Below are 21,232 nucleotides of genomic sequence, written 5' to 3' on the forward strand. Positions count from 1 at the left end.
CACCGTCCCGGCGCCCCGCTGGGCCTACGCTGAACGTATGAGCAAGCAGAGCGGACGCGGGCACGTCGACGGCCTTCCCGAGTGGGACCGCTGCGCGGTCATGGGCGTCGTCAACGTGACCCCCGACTCCTTCTCCGACGGCGGCCGCTTCTTCGACACGACGACCGCCGTCAAGCACGGCCTCCACCTGGTCGCCGAGGGCGCCGACCTCGTCGACGTGGGCGGCGAGTCCACCCGCCCCGGAGCGGCCCGTGTGGACGAGGCGGAGGAACTGCGCCGTGTCGTCCCCGTCGTCCGCGGCCTCGCCTCCGAGGGAGTCGTCGTCTCCGTCGACACCATGCGCGCCTCCGTCGCCGCCCGGGCCCTCGCCGCCGGCGCCGCCCTGGTCAACGACGTCAGCGGCGGACTGGCCGACCCCGAGATGATCCCGGTCGTCGCCGACGCGGGCGCCCCCTTCGTCGTCATGCACTGGCGCGGCTTCCTGGAGGGCGGCAACGTCCGGGGCGACTACGAGGACGTCGTCCGCGAAGTCGTCGACGAACTGCACGCGCGCGTGGACGCCGTCGTCGCCGGCGGCGTCTCCCCCGACCGCGTCGTCGTCGACCCCGGCCTCGGCTTCTCCAAAGAGGCCGACCACGATCTGTCGCTGCTGGCATGCCTGGACCGGCTGCACGCCCTCGGCCGCCCTCTGCTCGTCGCCGCCTCCCGCAAGCGCTTCCTCGGCCGTGTGCTGGCCGGCCCGCAGGGCGCTCCGCCCCCCGCACGTGAACGCGACGCCGCCACCGCCGCCGTCTCCGCCCTCGCGGCGCACGCGGGCGCGTGGGCGGTCCGTGTGCACGAGGTACGCGCGACCGCCGACGCCGTACGGGTCGCGCGCGCCGTGGAGGGAGCGCGCACAGTGGAGGGAGCGCGCACGCACCACCGCGCGACCGGGCAGGACGCCCCCCGCGACGGCGCAGAGGGAGCCCTGTGAGCGCCCCGCACACGGACGTCGAGCAGGTCGAGGCCGCCAACACCGCCTTCTACGAGGCGCTGGAGCGCGGCGATTTCGAGTCGGTGTCCTCGTTCTGGCTCACACCCGCCGACCTCGGCGTCGACGAGGAGTACCACGACCCGGCCGACACCGGCGTGGTCTCCTGCGTGCACCCCGGCTGGCCCGTGCTCACCGGGCGCGGCGAGGTGCTCCGCTCGTACGCGCTGATCATGGCGAACACCGACTACATCCAGTTCTTCCTCACCGACGTGCATGTGTCCGTGACCGGCGACACCGCCCTGGTGACCTGCACCGAGAACATCCTCAGCGGCGGCCCCGCACCGGAGGAGGGCGAGGAGCTGGGGCCGCTCGTGGGCCAGTTGGTGGTCGCCACGAACGTCTTCCGCCGCACGTCCGACGGCTGGAAGCTGTGGTCGCACCACGCCTCCCCGGTGCTGGCCGAAGCCGACGACGACGAGGGCCCGGACAACGGCGAGAACGACGAGGACGGCGAGAGCGGCAACGGCGGCGGGGAGACCCTCGCTTGAGTCGGCGGGCGGACCTCCGCGAGGCCGACCAGGGCGCCGACCGGAGCAAGAAGTGGTTGGAATCACGAACTCGCGGGTAGGGGCGGCTATCAGCCCGTGAGCCACCGGCCTCTCCAGGGGAAACGCACGGTGAACCTCTGACGTCCGGTCCGGCGCCGAGGGCCCCGTGGACCGGCGATGTCAGTGCCCGCGGGTAGATTCGTCCGAGGCCGGTGTGACGCCCGCACACGGACGAACCGGCCGTCACCGACGATTGCAGGAGGATTCGCGTGGATCGTGTCGCGCTGCGCGGCCTGAAGGCCCGCGGGTACCACGGCGTGTTCCCCAGGGAACGCGAAGAGGGCCAGACCTTCATCGTGGACCTCGCCCTCGGCCTGGACACCCGTCCGGCCGCGGCCGACGACGACCTGGCGAAGACCGTGCACTACGGCATCGTGGCGGAGGAAGTCGTCGCCGTCGTCGAGGGTGATCCCGTCGACCTCGTCGAGACGCTCGCCGAGCGCATCGCCCAGGCCTGCCTGAAGCACGAAAGGGTCCAGGAGGTCGAGGTCTGCGTCCACAAGCCGGACGCGCCGATCACGGTCCCCTTCGACGACGTGACCGTCACCATCACCCGGAGCCGAGCATGACCGCGTCCTTCACCGAGGGTCACAGCGACCCGACCGTACAGCCGGTACCGGCCTCCGTCGTCGAGAAGGTCGACGCCGCCGACACCACCCTCCACAACCCGAAACGGGCCGTCGTCGCCATCGGCTCCAACCTCGGCAACCGCCTGGAGACCCTCCAGGGCGCCATCGACGCCCTGGAGGACACCCCGGGCGTGCGGGTGAAAGCCGTCTCCCCCGTGTACGAGACGGAGCCGTGGGGCGTCGAGCCCGGCAGCCAGCCGGCCTACTTCAACGCCGTCGTCGTGCTGAAGACGACCCTGCCCCCGTCCTCGCTGCTGGAGCGGGCGCACGCGGTCGAGGAGGCCTTCCACCGCGTGCGCGACGAGCGCTGGGGCGCGCGCACGCTGGACGTCGACATCGTCGCGTACGCCGACGTCGTCTCCGACGACCCGCACCTGACGCTCCCGCACCCCCGCGCCCACGAACGGGCCTTCGTCCTCGCGCCGTGGCACGACGTGGACCCCGAGGCCCGTGTCCCCGGCCGGGGCGCGGTCGCCGACCTGCTCGACGCGGTCACCCGCGAGGGTGTGCAAGCGCGGGCGGACCTGGAACTCAGGCTGCCCGAGTAGTCGTTAAGGTCGACGAGGACCGCGACGACCACAGCCCGTGGGATCCGGGGGAACCGAAGGGACACCGTGAGAGAGCTGCGCATCAGGACGCTGGTCGGCGTCTTCCTCATCGCCGGCGTCCTGTCCTGGGCGGGCGCCCGCCTGTGGAACTCGCTCGGGACGCTCCCCAGCGTCCCGCTGGCGGCGCCCATCGCGCTCGCCGTGATCGCCGCGATCCTGCTGGCCACGGCGCTCTCCCTGCGCGCCCGCCTCAAGGCGCAGCGCGAGCGCCGTCCCGAGGCCAAGGGCGTCGACCCCTTGATGGCGGCGCGCGCCGTCGTCTTCGGCCACGCCAGCGCGCTGGTGGCCGCCCTCGTCGCCGGCATGTACGGCGGCACCGGCGTCTTCCTGCTGGAGTCCCTGGACATGCCCGCCCGCCGCGACCAGGCGGTCTACGCCGCATTCTCCGTCGTGGCCGGCATCGCCGTCATAGCGGCGGCCATCTTCCTGGAACGGGTGTGCAAGCTCCCCGAGGACGACGACGACAACAACACGGGAGCCGCCTCCACGGCGTGACGCCGCCGCGGGGCGCGTCGGCGTCAGCGCGCCATGATCAGGCTCATGGCCTCGTTACGGGTCGCGGGATCGCGCAGCTGACCGCGGACCGCCGACGTTATGGTCTTCGCCCCGGGCTTGCGCACCCCCCGCATCGACATGCACATGTGCTCGCACTCCATGACGACGATCACTCCCCGGGGTTCCAGGATCTCCATCAGCGAGTCGGCCACCTGCGTGGTGAGCCGTTCCTGCACCTGCGGACGCCGGGCGTAGACGTCCACGAGCCGGGCAAGCTTCGAGAGCCCCGTGATCTTGCCTTCGGCGGACGGGATGTAGCCGACATGGGCGAACCCGACGAAGGGCACCAGATGGTGCTCGCAGCTGCTCAGGACCTCGATGTCCTTCACGAGCACCATCTCGTCGTGCCCCAGGTCGAACGTGGTCGTCAGCACGTCCTCGGGCCGCTGCCACAGCCCCGCGAAGATCTCCTTGTAAGCCCGCGCGACCCGGGCCGGCGTTTCACGGAGGCCCTCCCGGTCCGGGTCCTCGCCGACTGCGAGCAGCAGTTCTCGTACGGCGTTCTCGGCGCGCTTCGCGTCGAACGTGCCGATCGGGCCCTCGCCGGCCAGCGTCACGGGGTCGGTCATCTGCTGTCTCGTTCCTGTGCGGGTCGCGCGCGTGGGTCACGCGCCTGAGCTGCGGGCATGCGGAAACGCCGCGCCCCCCAAGGCTAGAACCTCGGGGGGCGCGGCATCCATTCCGGGCGGAGCGTCAGTTTTCGGGACGCTCCTCAGGGGCCGGCTCGGCCGCCGTGGCCGGATCCGACGCGGTGGACTTGGCGGTGCTGATCGCCGGCGACGCACCGTTCGCGCCGTTCGTCAGTGCGAGCTCCTTGGGGGAGAGCACCGGCGGACGGGTGGACGGCGTGCGCCGCGAGGAGCCCGTCCAGGCGGGCCGCGGCGGGCGCTTGACGATGGGGGCGAAGATCTCGGCGATCTCCTCCTTGCCCAGCGTCTCCCGCTCCAGCAGCTGGAGCACGAGGTTGTCGAGGACGTCGCGGTTCTCGACCAGGATCTCCCAGGCCTCGTTGTGCGCGTTCTCGATGAGCTTCTTGACTTCCTCGTCCACCAGCGCGGCGACCTCTTCCGAGTAGTCACGCTGGTGAGCCATCTCACGGCCGAGGAAGGGCTCGGTGTTGTCGCCGCCGAACTTGATGGCGCCTAGCCGCTCGGTCATGCCGTACTGGGTGACCATGGCGCGGGCCGTGGCGGTGGCCTTCTCGATGTCGTTCGCGGCGCCGGTGGTCGGGTCGTGGAAGACCAGTTCCTCGGCCGCCCGGCCGCCCAGCATGTAGGCGAGCTGGTCGAGCATCTCGTTGCGGGTGGTCGAGTACTTGTCCTCGTCCGGGAGCACCATCGTGTAACCGAGGGCGCGGCCCCGGGACAGGATCGTGATCTTGTGGACGGGGTCGGAGTTGGGGGAAGCCGCCGCGACCAGGGCGTGTCCGCCCTCGTGGTACGCGGTGATCTTCTTCTCCTTGTCCGACATGATCCGGGTCCGCTTCTGCGGGCCCGCCACGACGCGGTCGATGGCCTCGTCCAGCATCTGGTTGTCGATCAGCTTCTTGTCGCTGCGCGCCGTGAGGAGCGCGGCTTCGTTCAGCACGTTCGACAGGTCGGCGCCCGTGAAGCCGGGCGTGCGGCGGGCGACGGCCGACAGGTCGACGTCGGGCGCGACCGGCTTGCCCTTCTGGTGGACCTTGAGGATCTCCAGACGGCCCTGCATGTCCGGGCGGTCGACCGCGATCTGACGGTCGAACCGGCCGGGGCGCAGGAGGGCCGGGTCGAGGATGTCGGGCCGGTTCGTGGCGGCGATGAGGATCACGCCGCCCTTGACGTCGAAGCCGTCCATCTCGACGAGCAGCTGGTTCAGCGTCTGCTCGCGCTCGTCGTGACCGCCGCCGAGGCCGGCGCCGCGGTGGCGGCCGACCGCGTCGATCTCGTCGACGAAGACGATCGCCGGGGCGTTCGCCTTGGCCTGCTCGAAGAGGTCGCGCACCCGGGAGGCGCCGACGCCGACGAACATCTCGACGAAGTCGGAACCGGAGATCGAGTAGAAGGGAACGCCCGCCTCGCCGGCGACGGCGCGCGCGAGCAGGGTCTTGCCGGTGCCGGGGGGCCCGTAGAGCAGAACGCCCTTGGGAATCTTGGCGCCGACGGCCTGGAACTTCGCAGGCTCCTGCAGGAACTCCTTGATCTCGTGCAGTTCCTCGACGGCCTCGTCCGAACCGGCGACGTCGGAGAACGTCGTCTTCGGGGTGTCCTTGGTGATGAGCTTGGCCTTGGACTTGCCGAAGTTCATGACCCGGGAGCCGCCGCCCTGCATCTGATTCATCAGGAACAGGAACACGACGACGATGAGGACGAAGGGGAGCAGCGTGAGCAGGATGCCCACGATCGGGTTCTGCTTGGACGGCGACACGGTGTAGCCGTCCGGGATCTGCTTGTCCTGGTACTTGGTCTGCAGCGTGTTGGCGATGGTCACGCCCTGGTCGCCGATGTAGCTGGCCTGGACCTTGGAGCTGCCCTCGACCTTCTCGCCGTCCTTGAGGGTGATCTTGACGACCTGATCGTCACCGGTGGTCAGCTTTGCCGACTCGACCTTGTTGTCGTTGATCGCTGCCACGACCTGGCCGGTGTCCACCGTCTTGTAGCCGCCGGACGAGCCGACGACCTGCATCAACACGACCACGGCAAGGACGGCCAGCACGATCCACATGACCGGCCCACGGAAGTATCGCTTCACGTCCATCCATACGGAGCGGAGCCGCCCCGTCCCTCCTGCCATAGTGAGTTTGATAAGACAGTTCTTCTGACGGTACCCCAGCATTGTCGCGCGAAGCCGCACTGGAAGGTCGGCGTACCCGTCTGCAAGCCTCAACGGTGCTGGACCCGCTGGGGTTCCCGGTCGTACCGCGGGGCTTGGGCCGTCTGGTCACCGCACCCCGCCCGTACGGCTCAACCGCCGTAGACGTGGGGCGCGAGCGTACCGACGAACGGGAGGTTGCGGTACTTCTCGGCGTAGTCCAGGCCGTAGCCGACGACGAACTCGTTGGGGATGTCGAAGCCGACCCACTCGACGTCGATGGCGACCTTCGCGGCCTCGGGCTTGCGCAGCAGCGTGCACACCTTGAGGGAGGCGGGCTCGCGCGAGCCGAGGTTGGACAGCAGCCAGGACAGCGTCAGGCCGGAGTCGATGATGTCCTCGACGATGAGGACGTGCCGGCCCTTGATGTCGGTGTCGAGGTCCTTGAGGATCCGCACCACACCGGAGGACTGGGTGCCCGCGCCGTAGGAGGACACGGCCATCCAGTCCATGGTGACGGGGGTGGACAGCGCCCGGGCGAGGTCGGCCATGACCATCACCGCGCCCTTGAGGACGCCGACGATGAGCAGGTCCTTGCCCGCGTACTCCGCGTCGATCTTCGCCGCCAGCTCGGCGAGCTTGGCGTCGATCTCTTCCTTGGTGATGAGCACCTTCTTGAGGTCGGCACCCATGTCTTTCGCGTCCACCCGCATCACTTTCGGTCGTCCCACCGGCCGGCCGCCCCTCCACGCGGTGCCGGAGGGGTCCGGATTCAGCCTTGCCGAATCACCAGTCTGCCACCCTGGCGCTGGGCCACGACTTTGCCGGGGAGATTGATGGCGCCCTGCCCGCGCCAGCCGGTGATCAGCCGGTCGATCTCCTCGATGTGCCGGGCGAAGAGCGAGCCGGCCGGCGCGCCCGCGTCGATGGCGGCGCGGCGCAGGATGCGCCGTCGCACAGCCGGCGGCAGGGCGTAGAGCTTGGCGCACTCCAGCAGGCCCGTCGCGTCCCGTACGGAGGTCTCGGCCTGGCCGGCCCAGGCGTCGAGGGCGTCGGCGTCGTCGCGGGAGAGCTGGGCCGTCCGGGCGAGGGCTTCGACGACGCCCTTGCCCAGGGCCTTCTCCAGCGCGGGCAGGCCCTCGTGGCGCAGCCGGGAGCGGGTGTAGGCCGGGTCGGTGTTGTGCGGGTCGTCCCAGACCGGCAGGGACTGGGCCATGCAGGCCTTGCGGGCGGTCTGCCGGTCGAGGGCGAGGAAGGGGCGCCGGTAGCGGCCGCCGGCCCCCGAGACCGCGGCCATCCCGGACAGGGAGCGGATGCCGGAGCCGCGGGCGAGGCCGAGGAGGACGGTCTCCGCCTGGTCGTCGCGGGTATGGCCGAGCAGGACCGCGGTGGCGCCGTGGCGTTCGGCGGCGGCGTCCAGGGCGGCGTAGCGTGCGTCGCGGGCGGCCGCCTCGGGACCGCCCTGCCGGCCGACGGTGACGGCCATGGCCTCGACGGGATCGAGGCCGAGTTCGCGAAGCCGCAGGACGACTTCGTCGGCGCGCTGGTCGGAGCCGGCCTGCAGACCGTGGTCGACGGTGACGCCGCCGGCGCGGATGCCGAGCTTGGGGGCTTCGAAGGCGAGGGCGGAGGCGAGCGCCATGGAGTCGGCGCCGCCGGAGCACGCGACGAGCACGAGCGGCGGGTGCGGGCGCTCGTGCGGTGGTGCGTCGGAGCCGCGAAGGGCCTCGGCGGGGGCCGGGGCTCCGGGGGCGCCGGTGTGGTCGTTGAGGATGTCGTGGAGGACGCGGCGGACCGCCAGGCGTATCGCCGCGACCGCAGGATGGGGACCCATGTCCGGTTCCCTTCAATGAAGTTGTCGGGGGTGAGCCCGAGTCCGGTCACGCAGAGTGTGTAGATGGTGACAGAAACGGGCCGCTCCCCGAGCATTGCACGCCTGCGAGAGGCTCACGGTCCCTCGGACGGGTGATTGCGAGGGCGTTCGGCTGCCGTTCGGCGCTCTCGCCTCACGCCGGGTCGGCCTTGCGGTGCACCCGGGCGACCCAGTCCGCCGGTTTGGCGATCTCGGCCTTGGTGGGGAGCGTGTTGGGGGAGGTCCACACCCGGTTGAAGCCGTCCATGCCGACCTGGTCGACGACGGCCCGCACGAAGCGTTCGCCGTCCTTGTACTGCCGGAGCTTGGCGTCCAGGCCGAGGAGCTTGCGCAGGGCCACGTCCAGGCGGGAGGCACCCTTGGCGCGGCGCTGCTGGAACTTCTCGCGGATCTCGGACACGGTCGACACCACGTCCGGTCCGACGCCGTCCATGACGAAGTCGGCGTGGCCCTCCAGGAGGGACATCACGGCGGTGAGGCGGGCGAGGATCTCGCGCTGGGCGGGGCTCTGGACGAGTTCGACGAGGGAGTGCCCGCCGTCGTCCTCCTCGCCCTCGGGACGGCCGCCGGCGAGGGACTGGGCGGCCTCACGGACGCGTTCCAGGAAGGTCATGGGGTCGACGTCGGTCTCCGCCAGGAACGACTGGATCTCGCCCTCGAGGTGGTCGCGCAGCCAGGGCACCGCGGAGAACTGGGTGCGGTGGGTCTCCTCGTGCAGGCACACCCAGAGACGGAAGTCGTGCGGGTCGACGTCGAGTTCGCGCTCGACGTGCACGATGTTCGGCGCCACGAGGAGGAGCCGGCCCGCGCCGTTGCCGCCGGGGAGTTCACGGGCGGCGGGCGCGAAGGTCTCGTACTGGCCGAGGACGCGGGAGGCCAGGAACGACAGCAGCATGCCCAGTTCCACGCCGGTGACCTTGCCGCCGACGGCACTGAGGACGGTGCCGCCGGCGCCGCCGCCGCGGCGTTCCTGCATCTTCTCCAGGAGGGGCTTGAGGATCTCGCGGAAGCCGGCGACGTTCGCCCGGACCCAGCCGGGGCGGTCGACGACGAGGACGGGGGTGTCGTGGGTCTCCTCGGTGCCGAGACCGGTGAAGCCCCGGACGTGTCCCTCCGAAGCCTTTGCGTGCCGGCGCAACTCGGCGACGACGGCCCGGGCCTCGTCCCGGCTCACGTCGGGCCCCGGCCGCACGAGCCGCGTCGCGGTCGCCACCGCGAGATCCCAGTCGACCATCCCGGAAGAGGCACCACCGATGCTCGTCATGTGTCAACCGTACGTGAGCCCCGCGACCGCGGGCAGAGCGCGAAGCCCTCTCGGCGGCCCGGCGTGCTGTGATCCGGGCGGCGGCCCGGCGGGCGGTCCTCGCGAGCCCGCCCGAGCCGATCGGTCCGTCTCAGGTGCAGCCGCACGTCGCCAGGGCCGTCGCCGCCCGGTCCAGGGCCGACTGGGCCGCCGCGGGGTCCGTCGTCTGCGAGGTGAGGAAGGCGAAGGCCAGCAGGCGGCCGTTCTTGTCGACGGCCGTGCCGGCGAGGGTGTTGACGCCGGTGAGGGTGCCGGTCTTGGCGCGGACGACGCCGGCCGCGCCGTCGGCGTAGCGGGCGCTGAGGGTGCCGGTGAAGCCGGCGACGGGCAGGCCGGTCAGGGCCGGGCGGAGGTCGGGGAGGGCGGGGTCGCCGGCCTTGGCGAGGAGCGCGGTGAGGTGGTTCGCCGTGAGGCGGTCGCCGCGGTCGAGGCCGCTGCCGTCCCTGAACACCGCGCCGGACAGGGGCACTCCGAGCCCCGCGAGCTGCTTCTGGACGGCCTTTCCGGCGCCGGCGAAGTCGGGGCGGACGCCGGTCGCCACGGCGGTCTGGCGGGCGAGGGCCTCGGCGATGTCGTTGTCACTGTTGGTCAGCATGCGTTCGACGAGGGCGGACAGAGGCGGCGAGGACACCGAGGCGAGGGTCACCGCGCGCGCGGTCGCCTTGGACGGGCCGGGGGACGTGGTGCCGATGCCGCGGGCGCGCAGGTCCTCGGCGAACGTGCGGGCGGCTTCGGCCGCGGGGTCGGGGACGCGGGCCGCCGGGCCGCTCGTGGAGCCGTCGGTGCGGCCCTCGTCGACCGTGAGGGCGGTGACGCGGGCGAGGTTGTCGTTGACCCCGATGGGGTGAACTTCGGAACCGGCGTACAGGGTGGTGTCGTAGGAGAGCGTCGCGCGGGTGATGCCACGTTTCTTCAGGGCGGCGGCGGTCGCGTCGGCGAGGGTGGTCAGGTCGGCCCAGCCCTCGGCGTTGCGGCGGCCGGCGAGGGTGGGATCGCCGCCGCCGACGAGGACCACTTCGCCGGTGCCGGGTTCGAGGGCGACGCGGGTGGTGAGGCGGTGGTCGGCGCCCATCGCGGAGAGCGCGGCGACCGCGGTGGCGATCTTCGTGGTCGAGGCCGGCGTGAACGGCCGGTCGGCGCCCGCGCCGTACAGCCGCCGCCCGGAGGCGACGTCGACGACGGCCGCCGCGCGGCTCGCGCCGAGCGCGGGGTCTGCCAGGAGCGGGTCCAGCACGCGCGCGAGGGCCGCGGAGGAGCCGGGTGCGGACCTGACAGGGGTCTGGCCGCCGCCGAGACCGGTGAGGACGGACGCGGCGCTCGGGGCGGGCCGCGGCGTGCCCGACGTTGCGGACGCATCGGATCCACCGGACGTCCGGGACGTATCACCCCTGCGACCGTGATCTGCGCCACCCGTCCGTTCCAGTGCGGCGGCCCGGTCCCGCTCGGCCGTACGCTGACCCGTGGAGTCCCAGGGGCCGGCGGCCGTCACCACGCCTGCGGCCAGGGCCAGCCCGGCGGTCGCCGCACCCGCGGAGTACTGCCAGGCCCGGCCGGCCTTCGGCCTCGTGATCCGCGCGAGCTGCGGTTTCGCCGCCTGTGTGAGCCGTACGACCTGCGGCTTCGCGGCAGCCGCCGCGCGCGCGAGACGCGGTCGTACGACCTCTGCGGCCTGTGCCAGACGCGGTCGTACGGCATCCACGGCCCGCACCACGTGCGGTCTCGCGGCGCGCCACGGCCTCAGCTCGGGCACGATCACCAGCCCCTTTCGCGATCACACACCTGCGTGAGGGACACTTAACCACCAGAACTATGTGCTGATCATGGAGGAGCCACCGGTGGAGTTCGACGTCACGATCGAGATCCCGAAGGGTTCGCGGAACAAGTACGAGGTGGACCACGAGACCGGTCGGATCCGCCTGGACCGTCGACTCTTCACCTCGACCGCCTACCCGACCGACTACGGATTCGTCGAGAACACCCTCGGCGAGGACGGCGACCCGCTGGACGCGCTCGTCATCCTGGACGAGCCGACCTTCCCGGGCTGCCTCATCCGCTGCCGCGCCATCGGCATGTTCCGGATGACGGACGAGGCCGGCGGCGACGACAAGCTGCTGTGCGTCCCGGCGACCGACCCGCGCGTGGAGCACCTGCGTGACATCCACCACGTGTCGGAGTTCGACCGCCTGGAGATCCAGCACTTCTTCGAGGTCTACAAGGACCTGGAGCCGGGCAAGTCCGTCGAGGGCGCCGATTGGGTCGGCCGCACCGACGCCGAGGCCGAGATCGAGCGGTCGTACAAGCGCTTCAAGGACCAGGGCGGTCACTGACCTCCCCCTGGGCCTGACGACGCCCTGAGCGCGAGGTCCGCCTGACGGGACCCGGGGGCCGCACACGTGCGTGTGCGGCCCTTTCGTCTGCCTGTTGGCGACCTGCACGCATACGTGTGCGTCATCCGCGCATACTGAGGCCTACGGGATGTGTCGTTCAGGGAGCGTTGCTCAGTGTCGGAGGCGGAGGACCGCAAGCCGCAGTCGGACGAGGCGAGGAGCGCGTTCGACTCCGAGGTCACTTCGGAGTTCGCGATCCCCCGGGGACTGGCCGTCTCCCGGGCGGCGGGGAGCGAGACGGAGACCACGTCGGAGTTCTCCGTGCCGCAGGGGCTGGACACCCCGCAGCCGGTCTCCGGCGAACCCGAGGGGTCGGCGTTCAGCCCCCCGAGAACGTACAGCTCCCGGCAAGCCCCGGCCGCGTTCACGCCCGCCGAGGGCTTTCCGGTGGTCAGCCTCACCAAGGACGTGCCCTGGCAGGACCGGATGCGCACGATGCTGCGCATGCCGGTGGCCGAGCGGCCCGCGCCGGAGCGGGCGCCCAAGACGGAGGAGGACGAGGGCCCGGCCGTCCCGCGCGTCCTCGACCTGACGCTGCGCATCGGGGAGCTGCTGCTGGCGGGCGGTGAGGGCGCCGAGGACGTGGAGGCCGCGATGTTCGCGGTGTGCCGCTCCTACGGGCTCGACCGCTGCGAGCCGAACGTCACCTTCACGCTGCTGTCGATCTCCTACCAGCCGTCGCTGGTGGAGGACCCGGTGACGGCCTCACGGACCGTGCGGCGCCGCGGCACCGACTACACGCGCCTGGCGGCCGTCTTCCAGCTCGTCGACGACCTCAGCGACCCCGAGACGCATATCTCCCTGGAGGAGGCCTACCGGCGCCTCGCGGAGATACGGCGCAACCGGCACCCCTACCCCACCTGGGTGCTGACCTCGGCGAGCGGACTGCTCGCGGGCGCGGCCTCGGTGCTGGTCGGCGGCGACCTGATCGTGTTCGTGGCGGCGGCGCTCGGCGCGATGCTCGGCGACCGGCTGGCCTGGCTGTGCGCGGGGCGCGGGCTGCCGGAGTTCTACCAGTTCCTGGTGGCCGCGATGCCGCCCGCCGCGATCGGGGCCGCGCTGACGCTGACGCACGTCGACGTGGAGGCCTCCGCGGTCATCACCGGTGGACTGTTCGCGCTGCTGCCCGGGCGGGCGCTGGTGGCGGGCGTGCAGGACGGCCTGACCGGCTTCTACATCACCGCCGCCGCACGACTGCTGGAGGTCATGTACTTCTTCGTCGGCATCGTGCTCGGCGTGCTGGTGATGCTGTACGTGGGCGTGCAGCTCGGCGCGCACCTCAACCCCGACGCGGCCCTGGGCATCAGCAAGCGTCCGCTGTGGTCGATCGCCGCGTCGATGCTGCTGTCGCTGACCTTCGCGGTGCTGCTCCAGCAGGAGCGGGCCACCGTGCTCGCCGTGACGCTGAACGGCGGCGTGGCCTGGTCGGTGTACGGCGCGATGCACTACACCGGCGACATCTCCCCCGTCGCGTCCACGGCGGTCGCGGCCGGGGTGGTGGGCCTGTTCGGGCAGTTGCTGGCGCGGTACCGGTTCGCTTCGGCGCTGCCGTACACGACGGCGGCGATCGGTCCGCTGCTGCCCGGTTCGGCCACGTACTTCGGGCTGCTGGCTTTCGCTCAGAACAAGGTGGACGCCGGGCTGGTGTCCCTGACGAAGGCCGCGGCGCTGGCCATGGCCATCGCCATCGGGGTGAACCTGGGGTCGGAGATCTCGCGGATGTTCCTGCGGATCGGGTCGGCGGAGAAGCGGCGGGCCGCCAAGCGGACGCGGGGCTTCTGAGCCGGGGGCGCAGCCTTCCTGGAGGCCGCGCCCCTCAAAGCGCGGGCTCAGTAGCCGCCGTTGTACGGGTACTGGCCGTTCTGGTTCTGCGGATTCCGGCTGTTCTGGGGGGCGCCGTAGGTCTGCTGCTGCGGCTGCCAGTCCTGCTGGGGGTACTGCTGCCCGCCGCCGTAGTAGTCGTCCTGCTGGTTGCCCGGCCGGCCGTACGGCTCGTTCTGGTCGATGCGGCGGAGCTGGGTGGTCGCGTCGTCCATGACGGGGGCCGCGGCCTGCTGCGGGGTGTGGGCCGGCTGCTCGGCCGCCGCACGCTTCTTCTTGGACCGCTCCCGGAGGAACTCGATGATGATCGGGACGACGGAGACGAGCACGATGAGGATCAGGATCGCCTCGACGTTCGTCTTGATGAACTTGATCTGGCCGAGCCAGTACCCGGCGAGGGTGACGCCCGTGCCCCAGGCGACGCCGCCGATGATGTTGTAGGAGAGGAACGTGCGGTACTTCATGCTGCCGGCGCCGGCCACGATGGGCGCGAAGGTGCGCACGATCGGCACGAAGCGGGCGAGGACGATCGCCTTCGGGCCGTACTTCTCCATGAACTCGTGTGCCTTCTCCAGGTTCTCCTGTTTGAAGAGCTTGGAGTTGGGGCGGTTGAAGAGCTTGGGCCCCAGGAACTTGCCGATCATGTAACCCACTTGGTCACCGACGACCGCCGCGAGCACGATGAGCGTGCAGACCAGCCACAGGGGCTGGGAGATGTACTGGCCCTCGGCCACGAAGAGGCCCGCTGTGAACAGCAGGGAGTCACCGGGGAGGAAGGCGAACAGGCCGGACTCGGCGAAGACGATCAGCAGGATGCCGGGCAGGCTGAAGGTCTCGATCAGATAGTCCGGGCTGAGCCACTCGGGGCCTAGCGCAAGCGTGGTCACGGGGATGTGGCTCCTGCTGTGGGGTACGGGCTGGGGGGGTACGGGCCGGGCTGGCTGCCCAAACGTACAACGCAACCGGCCCCGCCCAGGTTCCAAGGCGTTCCCAGGATGCACTGTGCCTCCGCTTGGGCAAACCTGTGGACATGGGCATCGAGGACTACGGCGGCGGCCAGGGGCCCCAGCCGGACGTACTGGTCGTCACCACCAACGACGTACCCGGGCACCGGGTCGAGCAGGTCGTCGGCGAGGTCTTCGGGCTGACGGTGCGCTCGCGGCACCTGGGCAGCCAGATCGGCGCGGGCCTGAAGTCGATGATCGGCGGTGAGCTGAAGGGCCTCACCAAGACGCTCGTGGAGACCCGCAACCAGGCCATGGAGCGGCTCGTCGAGCAGGCACGCGTGCGTGGCGCCAACGCGGTGCTGGCGTTCCGCTTCGACGTGACGGAGGCCGCGGACGTGGGCACCGAGGTGTGCGCTTACGGGACGGCGGTGGTCGTGGCCCGGGAGTGACCCCGGGCCACACCGGTGCGCGGCGCCTGTCGTGCGGTTTCTCGGAAGGACCCTTTACGCGCGTGTGTGCCGGGCCGCGTTGGCGTCGATCGCCTCCTTCAGGTGCTCGGCGAGCCCCGGGCGCAGGGAGTCGTAGAACGCCTTGAAGCGCTCGTCCGCGACGTACATCTCACCCAGGCCCCGGTGCATGTCGTACGGGCACTCGTAGAACCAGCCACAGATGTGCTGCCGGTGCTCCTCGGCCATGTCCATGGCCGCCTCACCGGCCGGGGGCTCCCCGGCGGCCATCAGGGCGTCGTAGCGCTCGCCCCAGTCGGCCACCTCGGCCTGCATGCGTTTCCAGTCGTCCTTGGTGTAACGGGCGGCCCGGCGCTGCGACTCGGCGTAGGCCTCGGTGCCGCCCCAGCGCTGTTCGGCCTCCTCTGCGTACTGCTCGGGGTCCTTGTCCCCGAACACCTCGAACTTCTCCTCCGGCGTCAGGTCGATGCCCATCGTGCGTGCCTCCATGGCGTGTTGGACGGCGGCCGCCATCTTCCGCAGCTTCTCGATCCGGGCGGTCAGCAGCTCGTGCTGGCGGCGCAGGTGTGCGCGCGGGTCCGCGGCCGGGTCGTCGAGCAGGGCGGCGACCTCGTCGAGCGGGAAGCCGAGCTCGCGGTAGAACAGGATCTGCTGCAGCCGGTCGAGGTCGGCGTCGCTGTAGCGCCGGTGACCCGCGTGGCTGCGCTCGCTCGGGGCGAGCAGGCCGATGCCGTCGTAGTGGTGCAGCGTGCGCACCGTGACTCCGGCGAAGCCGGCCACCTGTCCCACGGAGTAGCTCACGTCGTCCGCTCTCTGCTAAGGGCCGCGGCGAGCTGCGTCGCCCGGTCACGGCACTCGGTACGCGCTCCACGATGGGACCTCACGCGGCGTGAGGTGCAAGCCGGTTTCCCCGCCGCGTCGGATTCTCCGTGCGCCCCGGCCGGCCGAACGGCTGCCCGGCTCCGGATGTTGAGTCCGCTTTGTCCGCTTATGGTGAGCCCGTGGCTCAGGACACCGCGCGGCAGACGCCGCCCCCCGCTCCGGTGACCCCGGCTCGCGCGCTGCTGCCGTTGATCCTGCCCGCCCTGGTCGTCGGCGTGGTGGCGAGCCTGCTGTTCGTCGGCGTGAGCGGGCTGGCCGAACGCCTCCAGGACGTGCTGTGGGGCGACCTGCCGGACGCACTGGGTATCGGCCGCTACTCCGTGCTGTGGATGATGGTCATGCTCACCGCGACCGGGATCGCGGTCGGCCTGGTGGTGTGGAAGGCGCCGGGCCACGCCGGTCCGGACCCCGCGACGACGGGCCTGGACGCGCCCGTGCTGCCGCCCGTCGTGCTGCCGGGCCTGCTGGCGGCGACCGCGCTGATGCTGGCGGGCGGTCCGAGCCTCGGCCCCGAGAACCCGCTCATCGCCGTGAACGTCGGCCTCGCCTACTGGCTGGGCCGGCGGCTGGCGCCCCGCATGCCGGGCCCGGTCTGGCCCCTGCTGGCCGAGGCGGCGACGATCGGCGCGCTGTTCGGCACGCCGGTGGCGGCGGCGCTGATGATCTCCGAGGCGATGGCGGGGCGGCAGACGAAGGGCCCGCTGTGGGACAGCGTCTTCGCGCCCCTGGTCGCCGCGGCGGCCGGTTCCTTCACGACCAGCCTGGTGGCCCAGCCGACCTTCGATCTCGACCTTCCCCCGATCGGCCGCCCGGACGGGGGCGACCTGCTGTCGGCGGTGGTGGTCGCGTCGGCGGGCGCGCTGCTCGCGCTGTGCGCCGTGCGCGCCTTCCCCTACGTCCACGCCGCGTTCGCCCGGCTGCGGCACCCGATGCTGGCGCTGCCCGTCGGCGGGCTCGTCCTGGGGCTCCTGGCGGCGGTGGGCGGCCATCTGACGCTCTTCAAGGGGCTGGAGGAGGTCGGGGAGCTCGCGAGCGATCCCGAGGGCTGGACGGCCGGGCAGTTCGCCACGATGACGGTGGTGAAGCTGGCGGCGCTGCTCGTGGCCGCGTCCTGCGGCTTCCGGGGCGGTCGGATCTTCCCGGCCATCTTCGTCGGCACCGCCCTCGGTCTCACCGCCCACGCGCTCGTGCCCGGCGTGCATCCCGCGGTGGGGGTTTCCGCTGGCGTGCTGGGCGTGCTGCTCGCCATCACCCGGCAGGGCTGGGTGAGCCTTTTCGTCGCCGCCGTCCTGGTGGCCTCCCCCACGATCGTGACCCTGCTGTGCGTCGCCTCTCTGCCGGCCTGGCTGCTGGTCACGGGCCGGCCGCAGATGCAGTTGCGCGAGGACGGGACATCGGTCCGTTGAGCGCAGCCCCCTTCCCCGCCTCGTCCGTTCCACGTCCCGAAAGTTCCGCGCCCGATTCGTTCCGTCTGCCGAGGAGTGACATCCATGCCCCTGCACAAGGGTTCCAGTCCCGACGAGCGCCAGCTCTCCGTCAACCCCTTCTACGGCGTCGCGGACCCCGTCGGGGGGATGACCGAGTCGCCGCCCAAGCACCGGCTTCCGGACACCCCGACGCCGCCCTCGACGGCGTACCAGCTGGTCCACGACGAGCTCATGCTGGACGGCAACTCCCGGCTGAACCTGGCCACCTTCGTCACCACCTGGATGGAGCCGGAGGCCGGGAGGCTGATGGCGGAGTGCCGGGACAAGAACATGATCGACAAGGACGAGTACCCGCGCACCGCCGAACTGGAGCGGCGCTGTGTGGCGATGCTCGCCGACCTGTGGAACGCGCCCGACCCCTCGGGCGCCGTGGGCTGCTCGACGACCGGGTCGAGCGAGGCGTGCATGCTCGCCGGGATGGCCCTGAAACGGCGCTGGAGCGCGCGCGGCCAGAAGCCCGGCGCCAGGCCGAACCTGGTCATGGGCGTCAATGTCCAGGTGTGCTGGGACAAGTTCTGCACCTTCTGGGAGGTGGAGCCCCGTCAGATCCCCATGGAGGGCGACCGCTTCCACCTCGACCCGCAGGCCGCCGCCGAGCTGTGCGACGAGAACACCATCGGGGTGGTCGGCGTCCTCGGCTCGACCTTCGACGGCTCCTACGAGCCGATCGCGGACCTGTGCGCCGCGCTCGACGCCCTCCAGGAGCGCACCGGCCTCGACGTCCCGGTGCACGTCGACGGGGCGTCCGGGGCGATGGTCGCGCCCTTCCTCGATGAGGACCTGGTGTGGGACTTCCGCCTCCCGCGCGTGGCGTCGATCAACACCTCGGGGCACAAGTACGGGCTGGTGTACCCCGGGGTCGGCTGGGCGCTGTGGCGCGACGCCGCCGCCCTGCCCGAGGAACTCGTCTTCCGCGTCAACTACCTGGGCGGTGACATGCCGACCTTCGCGCTGAACTTCTCGCGTCCGGGGGCCCAGGTCGTCGCGCAGTACTACACCTTCCTGCGGCTCGGGCGGGAGGGTTTCCGGGCCGTGCAGCACTCCGCGCGCGAGGTGGCCCGGAGCATCGCCGACCGGGTGGCGGAGCTGGGCGACTTCCGTCTGCTGACCCGGGGCGACGAGCTGCCCGTCTTCGCCTTCACCACCACCGGGGAGGTGGAGTCGTACGACGTCTTCGACGTGTCCCGACGGCTGCGGGAGAGCGGCTGGCTGGTGCCCGCGTACACCTTCCCGCCGAAGCGGGATGACCTCTCCGTCCTGCGCGTCGTGTGCCGCAACGGCTTCTCGGCCGACCTGGCCGACCTGTTCGTGGACGACCTGTCCCGGCTCCTGCCGGAACTGCGCCGCCAGCCTCACCCGCTGACCCGGGACAAGGCGGCGGCGACGGGATTCCATCACTAGGCGTGCCGGGCGGGGCGGTCAGCGGCTCATACGGGCGAACCTGCGGACCGCCAGCGGGAAGAAGACGGCCAGCAGGGCCAGGGGCCACAGCAGGGCGGGCCAGACGTGACCGGGAGCGCCGCCAGGGGCGCCGAGGAGGTCCCGAACCGCCGTCGCCGTGTGGGACATGGGGTTCCACTCGACGACGGCGCCCAGCCAGGCGGGCATGGATTCGGGGGCGGCGATGGCGTTGGAGAGGAAGCCGACGGGCCAGACCAGGATCTGCACGGCCATGACCATCTCCGGCCTGCCCGCCACCAGCGCCAGATGGATGCCGATCCACAGCATCGCGAACCGGAACAGGAGCAGGAGTCCCGCGGCGCCCAGGAAGGCCACGAAGCCGCCGTGCGCGCGCCACCCGAGCGCGTACGCGACGGCGAGCAGGACGGCAAGGCCCACCGCCGACTGGAGCATGTCGGCCGCCGAACGGCCCACCAGGACCGCGCCGTCGGCCATGGGCATCGACCGGAAGCGGTCGACGACGCCCTTGTTCACGTCCTGGGTGACGGCGAGCATCGTGCTCTCCAGGCCGAAGGCCATGGTGAGCGCGAGCATGCCGGGCAGCAGGTAGTCGAGGTAGTCGCCGCTCACCCCACGGCCGCCGCCGACCAGGTAGCCGAACATCAGCAGCAGCATCACCGGGAAGACGAGCCCGACGGCCACCCTGCCGGGCTGCCGCGCCCAGTGGGCGAGTTCGCGCCGGGTCATGGTCCAGGAATCGGTCAGCGCGTACGTGTTCACACGGCCTCCTTCACAGGCTTGTCCACGGGGGCGCCCGAACCGTCGCGGGCTCCGGTCAGGTGCAGGAACACCTCGTCGAGGGTGGGGCGGCGCAGGGCCACGTCCTCCGCCTCGATGCCGGCGTCCTCCAGCGCGCGCACGACCCCGGAGAGGGCCGCCATCCGGTCGGTGACGGGGGCGCTGAGGAGACGACGGTCGGCGTCGACCGAGACGGTGTCCTTGGGCACGGGCAGCAGGGCGAGCGCCGCGCCGAGATGGCCCTCGTCGCGCAGGACGACGTCGATGCGGTCGCCGCCCGTCAGCGACTTCAGCTCGTCCGGGGCGCCCTCGGCGATGACGTCGCCGTGGTCGAGGACGCTGATGCGGTCCGCGAGCCGGTCCGCCTCCTCCAGGTACTGGGTGGTCAGGACGACGGTGGTACCGCCGCCGACCAGGGAGCGGACGGCGGACCACACCTCGGCGCGCCCGCGCGGGTCCAAGCCGGTCGTCGGCTCGTCCAGGAAGAGCACCTCCGGGTCCCTGATCAGCGAGGCCGCCAGGTCCAGCCGGCGCCGCATGCCGCCGCTGTAAGCGCGCACCGGCTTGCGGCCGGTGTCGGCGAGCTCGAAGCGCTCCAGGAGTTCGCGGGCCCGCACGCGCGCGTGGCGGGCGCCGAGGTGGTGCAGCCGGCCGAACATCTCCAGGTTCTGACGGCCGTCCAGTTCCTCGTCCAGCGCCGCGTGCTGGCCCAGCAGCCCGATGCGCAGCCGGACCTCCCGGGCCTGCCGGACCACGTCGTGGCCGGCCACCTCGATGCGGCCGGAGTCGGGCCGCAGCAGGGTGGAGAGGATCCTGACCAGCGTGGTCTTGCCCGCGCCGTTCGGGCCGAGCACCCCGTGGACCGTGCCGCGGGCGGCCGCGAGGCCGAGCCCGTCCAGCGCTTGGGTGTCTCCGTACCTCTTGCGTACGTCCTCGACGATGATCGCCGCGTCGGTCATGCCGCTCCCCCAATCGTCGCCTTGCCGGTCGGCAAGCTAGTCAAACTTGACTAGAGATCCAACGTAATACCCGGCTCTCTGGTCGTCAAACTTGATTAGCGGGCGTCCCCCGGATGCCGCTCCCCCGTGGCGTACGGGTTCTCCTGCCCGTCGACGAGGACGCCGACGAACGGCTCACCCTCGCCGGCGAAGGTGTACGCGCCGCCCTGGATGCGCGCGATCAGCCCGCGGGTCCACTCGGCCTCGGCGTCGGCCGTGTGGACCCAGAGGTTCATGATCTCGCCGATGTGCCCGAGCTGAGCCGGACCCTGCTCGGGCACGTAGTGCTCGGTCACGGCGGAGCGCCACTCCTCGATGCGCCGGATCCGCTCCTGGAGCAGCCCGACGGCCTCCGCGCGGGGCAGATCGACGATGAAGCCGATGGCCGCCGACTTGACGTCCATCTTCTGGTCGTAGGCGGTCAGCGCCTCGCGGACCAGCCGGAGGTACTCCTCGACGCCGCGGTCGGTGATCTCGTACTCGGTGCGGGGCGGGCCGCCGGCGGTGGACGGCGCCACCTCGTGCTCGTGCAGCAGGCCCTGCTTCGCCATCTGCTTGAGGGCGTGGTAGATCGACCCGGGCTTGGCGGTGGACCACTCGTGCGCGCCCCAGTACTCCAGGTCGTTGCGCACCTGGTAGCCGTGGGCCCGCCCGTGCTGGCGGACGGCGCCGAGCACGAGGAGACGGATCGCTGACATGCCGTCCAGG

At 71.6% G+C, this 21,232-nt stretch carries 21 protein-coding genes; 10 read left to right on the top strand and 11 right to left on the bottom strand.

Annotated elements, in window-relative coordinates; translation table 11 throughout:
- Nucleotides 1-37: 37 nt before the first annotated feature.
- The 5 genes from folP (at nt 38) to ACIOC0_RS07160 (ending at nt 3,313) form a co-directional block, all read left to right on the top strand.
- Complete coding sequence (folP, locus tag ACIOC0_RS07140) at nt 38-973, top strand: dihydropteroate synthase (RefSeq protein ID WP_402153363.1); 936 nt, start codon at nt 38-40, stop codon at nt 971-973.
- Entirely contained in the window at nt 970-1,521 is a 552-nt protein-coding gene (locus ACIOC0_RS07145) for a nuclear transport factor 2 family protein (RefSeq protein WP_130438414.1), read from the top strand. Before folP ends, ACIOC0_RS07145 begins: the two co-directional genes overlap by 4 nt.
- Nucleotides 1,522-1,790: 269 nt before the next feature.
- Nucleotides 1,791-2,150, top strand: coding sequence for a dihydroneopterin aldolase (gene folB / locus ACIOC0_RS07150; RefSeq protein WP_356682044.1), 360 nt, complete (start codon nt 1,791-1,793; stop codon nt 2,148-2,150).
- Nucleotides 2,147-2,758: a 2-amino-4-hydroxy-6-hydroxymethyldihydropteridine diphosphokinase gene (folK, locus tag ACIOC0_RS07155; protein WP_402153366.1), complete on the top strand. Its 612-nt coding sequence runs from the start codon at nt 2,147-2,149 to the stop codon at nt 2,756-2,758. The genes folB and folK overlap by 4 nt, the downstream gene beginning before the upstream one ends.
- A gap of 66 nt (nt 2,759-2,824) precedes the next feature.
- On the top strand, nt 2,825-3,313 hold the full coding sequence (locus ACIOC0_RS07160; protein WP_402153367.1) for a DUF3180 domain-containing protein: 489 nt from the start codon (nt 2,825-2,827) through the stop codon (nt 3,311-3,313).
- Nucleotides 3,314-3,336: 23 nt separating this feature from the next.
- On the opposite strand, the gene folE is transcribed toward ACIOC0_RS07160, so the two are convergent.
- The 6 genes from folE to dacB form a co-directional block, all read right to left on the bottom strand.
- A complete protein-coding gene (gene folE / locus ACIOC0_RS07165) occupies nt 3,337-3,942 on the bottom strand; it encodes a GTP cyclohydrolase I FolE (RefSeq protein ID WP_402153369.1) in 606 nt (201 codons plus the stop codon).
- A 124-nt stretch (nt 3,943-4,066) separates the two neighbouring features.
- A complete protein-coding gene (ftsH, locus tag ACIOC0_RS07170) occupies nt 4,067-6,106 on the bottom strand; it encodes an ATP-dependent zinc metalloprotease FtsH (RefSeq protein ID WP_402153371.1) in 2,040 nt (679 codons plus the stop codon).
- Nucleotides 6,107-6,312: 206 nt separating this feature from the next.
- Nucleotides 6,313-6,873 (bottom strand): hypoxanthine phosphoribosyltransferase, encoded by a 561-nt coding sequence (gene hpt / locus ACIOC0_RS07175; protein WP_130439488.1) that lies wholly within the window; start codon nt 6,871-6,873, stop codon nt 6,313-6,315.
- A 59-nt stretch (nt 6,874-6,932) separates the two neighbouring features.
- Entirely contained in the window at nt 6,933-7,994 is a 1,062-nt protein-coding gene (tilS, locus tag ACIOC0_RS07180) for a tRNA lysidine(34) synthetase TilS (RefSeq protein WP_402153373.1), read from the bottom strand.
- Nucleotides 7,995-8,166: 172 nt separating this feature from the next.
- Nucleotides 8,167-9,297 carry a zinc-dependent metalloprotease gene (locus ACIOC0_RS07185; protein WP_402153375.1) on the bottom strand — a complete coding sequence of 377 codons (1,131 nt, stop codon included), beginning with the start codon at nt 9,295-9,297 and terminating at the stop codon, nt 8,167-8,169.
- 130 nt (nt 9,298-9,427) lie between these two features.
- Nucleotides 9,428-11,092, bottom strand: a complete 1,665-nt coding sequence (gene dacB, locus ACIOC0_RS07190) for a D-alanyl-D-alanine carboxypeptidase/D-alanyl-D-alanine-endopeptidase (protein WP_402153377.1) — start codon at nt 11,090-11,092, stop codon at nt 9,428-9,430.
- Nucleotides 11,093-11,171: 79 nt separating this feature from the next.
- Between dacB and ACIOC0_RS07195 the strand changes: the two genes are divergently transcribed.
- Both ACIOC0_RS07195 and ACIOC0_RS07200 read left to right on the top strand, forming a co-directional pair.
- On the top strand, nt 11,172-11,663 hold the full coding sequence (locus ACIOC0_RS07195; RefSeq protein ID WP_055637912.1) for an inorganic diphosphatase: 492 nt from the start codon (nt 11,172-11,174) through the stop codon (nt 11,661-11,663).
- Nucleotides 11,664-11,837: 174 nt separating this feature from the next.
- Nucleotides 11,838-13,505, top strand: coding sequence for a threonine/serine exporter ThrE family protein (locus ACIOC0_RS07200; protein WP_402153379.1), 1,668 nt, complete (start codon nt 11,838-11,840; stop codon nt 13,503-13,505).
- Nucleotides 13,506-13,552: 47 nt separating this feature from the next.
- Here the strand turns inward: ACIOC0_RS07200 and ACIOC0_RS07205 are convergent, their stop codons facing one another.
- Entirely contained in the window at nt 13,553-14,431 is an 879-nt protein-coding gene (locus ACIOC0_RS07205) for a DedA family protein (protein ID WP_402153381.1), read from the bottom strand.
- A gap of 143 nt (nt 14,432-14,574) precedes the next feature.
- On the opposite strand from ACIOC0_RS07205, the gene ACIOC0_RS07210 reads away from it, so the two are divergent.
- A complete protein-coding gene (locus ACIOC0_RS07210; RefSeq protein WP_402153383.1) occupies nt 14,575-14,940 on the top strand; it encodes a YbjQ family protein in 366 nt (121 codons plus the stop codon).
- Between the two features lie 54 nt (nt 14,941-14,994).
- Here the strand turns inward: ACIOC0_RS07210 and ACIOC0_RS07215 are convergent, their stop codons facing one another.
- A complete protein-coding gene (locus ACIOC0_RS07215) occupies nt 14,995-15,759 on the bottom strand; it encodes a MerR family transcriptional regulator (RefSeq protein WP_402153385.1) in 765 nt (254 codons plus the stop codon).
- A 200-nt stretch (nt 15,760-15,959) separates the two neighbouring features.
- On the opposite strand from ACIOC0_RS07215, the gene ACIOC0_RS07220 reads away from it, so the two are divergent.
- Nucleotides 15,960-17,246, top strand: coding sequence for an ion channel protein (locus ACIOC0_RS07220; protein WP_402153387.1), 1,287 nt, complete (start codon nt 15,960-15,962; stop codon nt 17,244-17,246).
- An 84-nt stretch (nt 17,247-17,330) separates the two neighbouring features.
- Nucleotides 17,331-18,728 (top strand): glutamate decarboxylase, encoded by a 1,398-nt coding sequence (locus ACIOC0_RS07225; protein WP_402153389.1) that lies wholly within the window; start codon nt 17,331-17,333, stop codon nt 18,726-18,728.
- A gap of 18 nt (nt 18,729-18,746) precedes the next feature.
- Here the strand turns inward: ACIOC0_RS07225 and ACIOC0_RS07230 are convergent, their stop codons facing one another.
- From ACIOC0_RS07230 to ACIOC0_RS07240, 3 genes are all read right to left on the bottom strand, one after another.
- The gene (locus tag ACIOC0_RS07230; protein WP_402153391.1) at nt 18,747-19,508 is read right to left on the bottom strand and encodes an ABC transporter permease; all 762 of its coding nucleotides are present in this window, start codon (nt 19,506-19,508) and stop codon (nt 18,747-18,749) included.
- A complete protein-coding gene (locus ACIOC0_RS07235; protein ID WP_402153393.1) occupies nt 19,505-20,485 on the bottom strand; it encodes an ATP-binding cassette domain-containing protein in 981 nt (326 codons plus the stop codon). Before ACIOC0_RS07235 ends, ACIOC0_RS07230 begins: the two co-directional genes overlap by 4 nt.
- A gap of 95 nt (nt 20,486-20,580) precedes the next feature.
- The gene (locus ACIOC0_RS07240; protein WP_402153395.1) at nt 20,581-21,222 is read right to left on the bottom strand and encodes a PadR family transcriptional regulator; all 642 of its coding nucleotides are present in this window, start codon (nt 21,220-21,222) and stop codon (nt 20,581-20,583) included.
- Nucleotides 21,223-21,232 lie beyond the last annotated feature (10 nt).

This window comes from Streptomyces sp. NPDC088254, from assembly GCF_044740925.1.
In the GTDB taxonomy this organism is placed as follows: Bacteria; Actinomycetota; Actinomycetes; order Streptomycetales; family Streptomycetaceae; genus Streptomyces.

Bases quoted from the DNA above. Each gene is read 5' to 3' on its own strand.
- ftsH (WP_402153371.1), bottom strand. From the start codon at position 6,106: ATGGACGTGAAGCGATACTTCCGTGGGCCGGTCATGTGGATCGTGCTG.
- ACIOC0_RS07235 (WP_402153393.1), bottom strand. From the start codon at position 20,485: ATGACCGACGCGGCGATCATCGTCGAGGACGTACGCAAGAGGTACGGA.
- ACIOC0_RS07185 (WP_402153375.1), bottom strand. From the start codon at position 9,297: ATGACGAGCATCGGTGGTGCCTCTTCCGGGATGGTCGACTGGGATCTC.
- ACIOC0_RS07210 (WP_402153383.1), top strand. From the start codon at position 14,575: ATGGGCATCGAGGACTACGGCGGCGGCCAGGGGCCCCAGCCGGACGTA.
- ACIOC0_RS07225 (WP_402153389.1), top strand. From the start codon at position 17,331: ATGCCCCTGCACAAGGGTTCCAGTCCCGACGAGCGCCAGCTCTCCGTC.
- folE (WP_402153369.1), bottom strand. From the start codon at position 3,942: ATGACCGACCCCGTGACGCTGGCCGGCGAGGGCCCGATCGGCACGTTC.
- hpt (WP_130439488.1), bottom strand. From the start codon at position 6,873: ATGCGGGTGGACGCGAAAGACATGGGTGCCGACCTCAAGAAGGTGCTC.
- tilS (WP_402153373.1), bottom strand. From the start codon at position 7,994: ATGGGTCCCCATCCTGCGGTCGCGGCGATACGCCTGGCGGTCCGCCGC.
- ACIOC0_RS07240 (WP_402153395.1), bottom strand. From the start codon at position 21,222: ATGTCAGCGATCCGTCTCCTCGTGCTCGGCGCCGTCCGCCAGCACGGG.
- folP (WP_402153363.1), top strand. From the start codon at position 38: ATGAGCAAGCAGAGCGGACGCGGGCACGTCGACGGCCTTCCCGAGTGG.
- folK (WP_402153366.1), top strand. From the start codon at position 2,147: ATGACCGCGTCCTTCACCGAGGGTCACAGCGACCCGACCGTACAGCCG.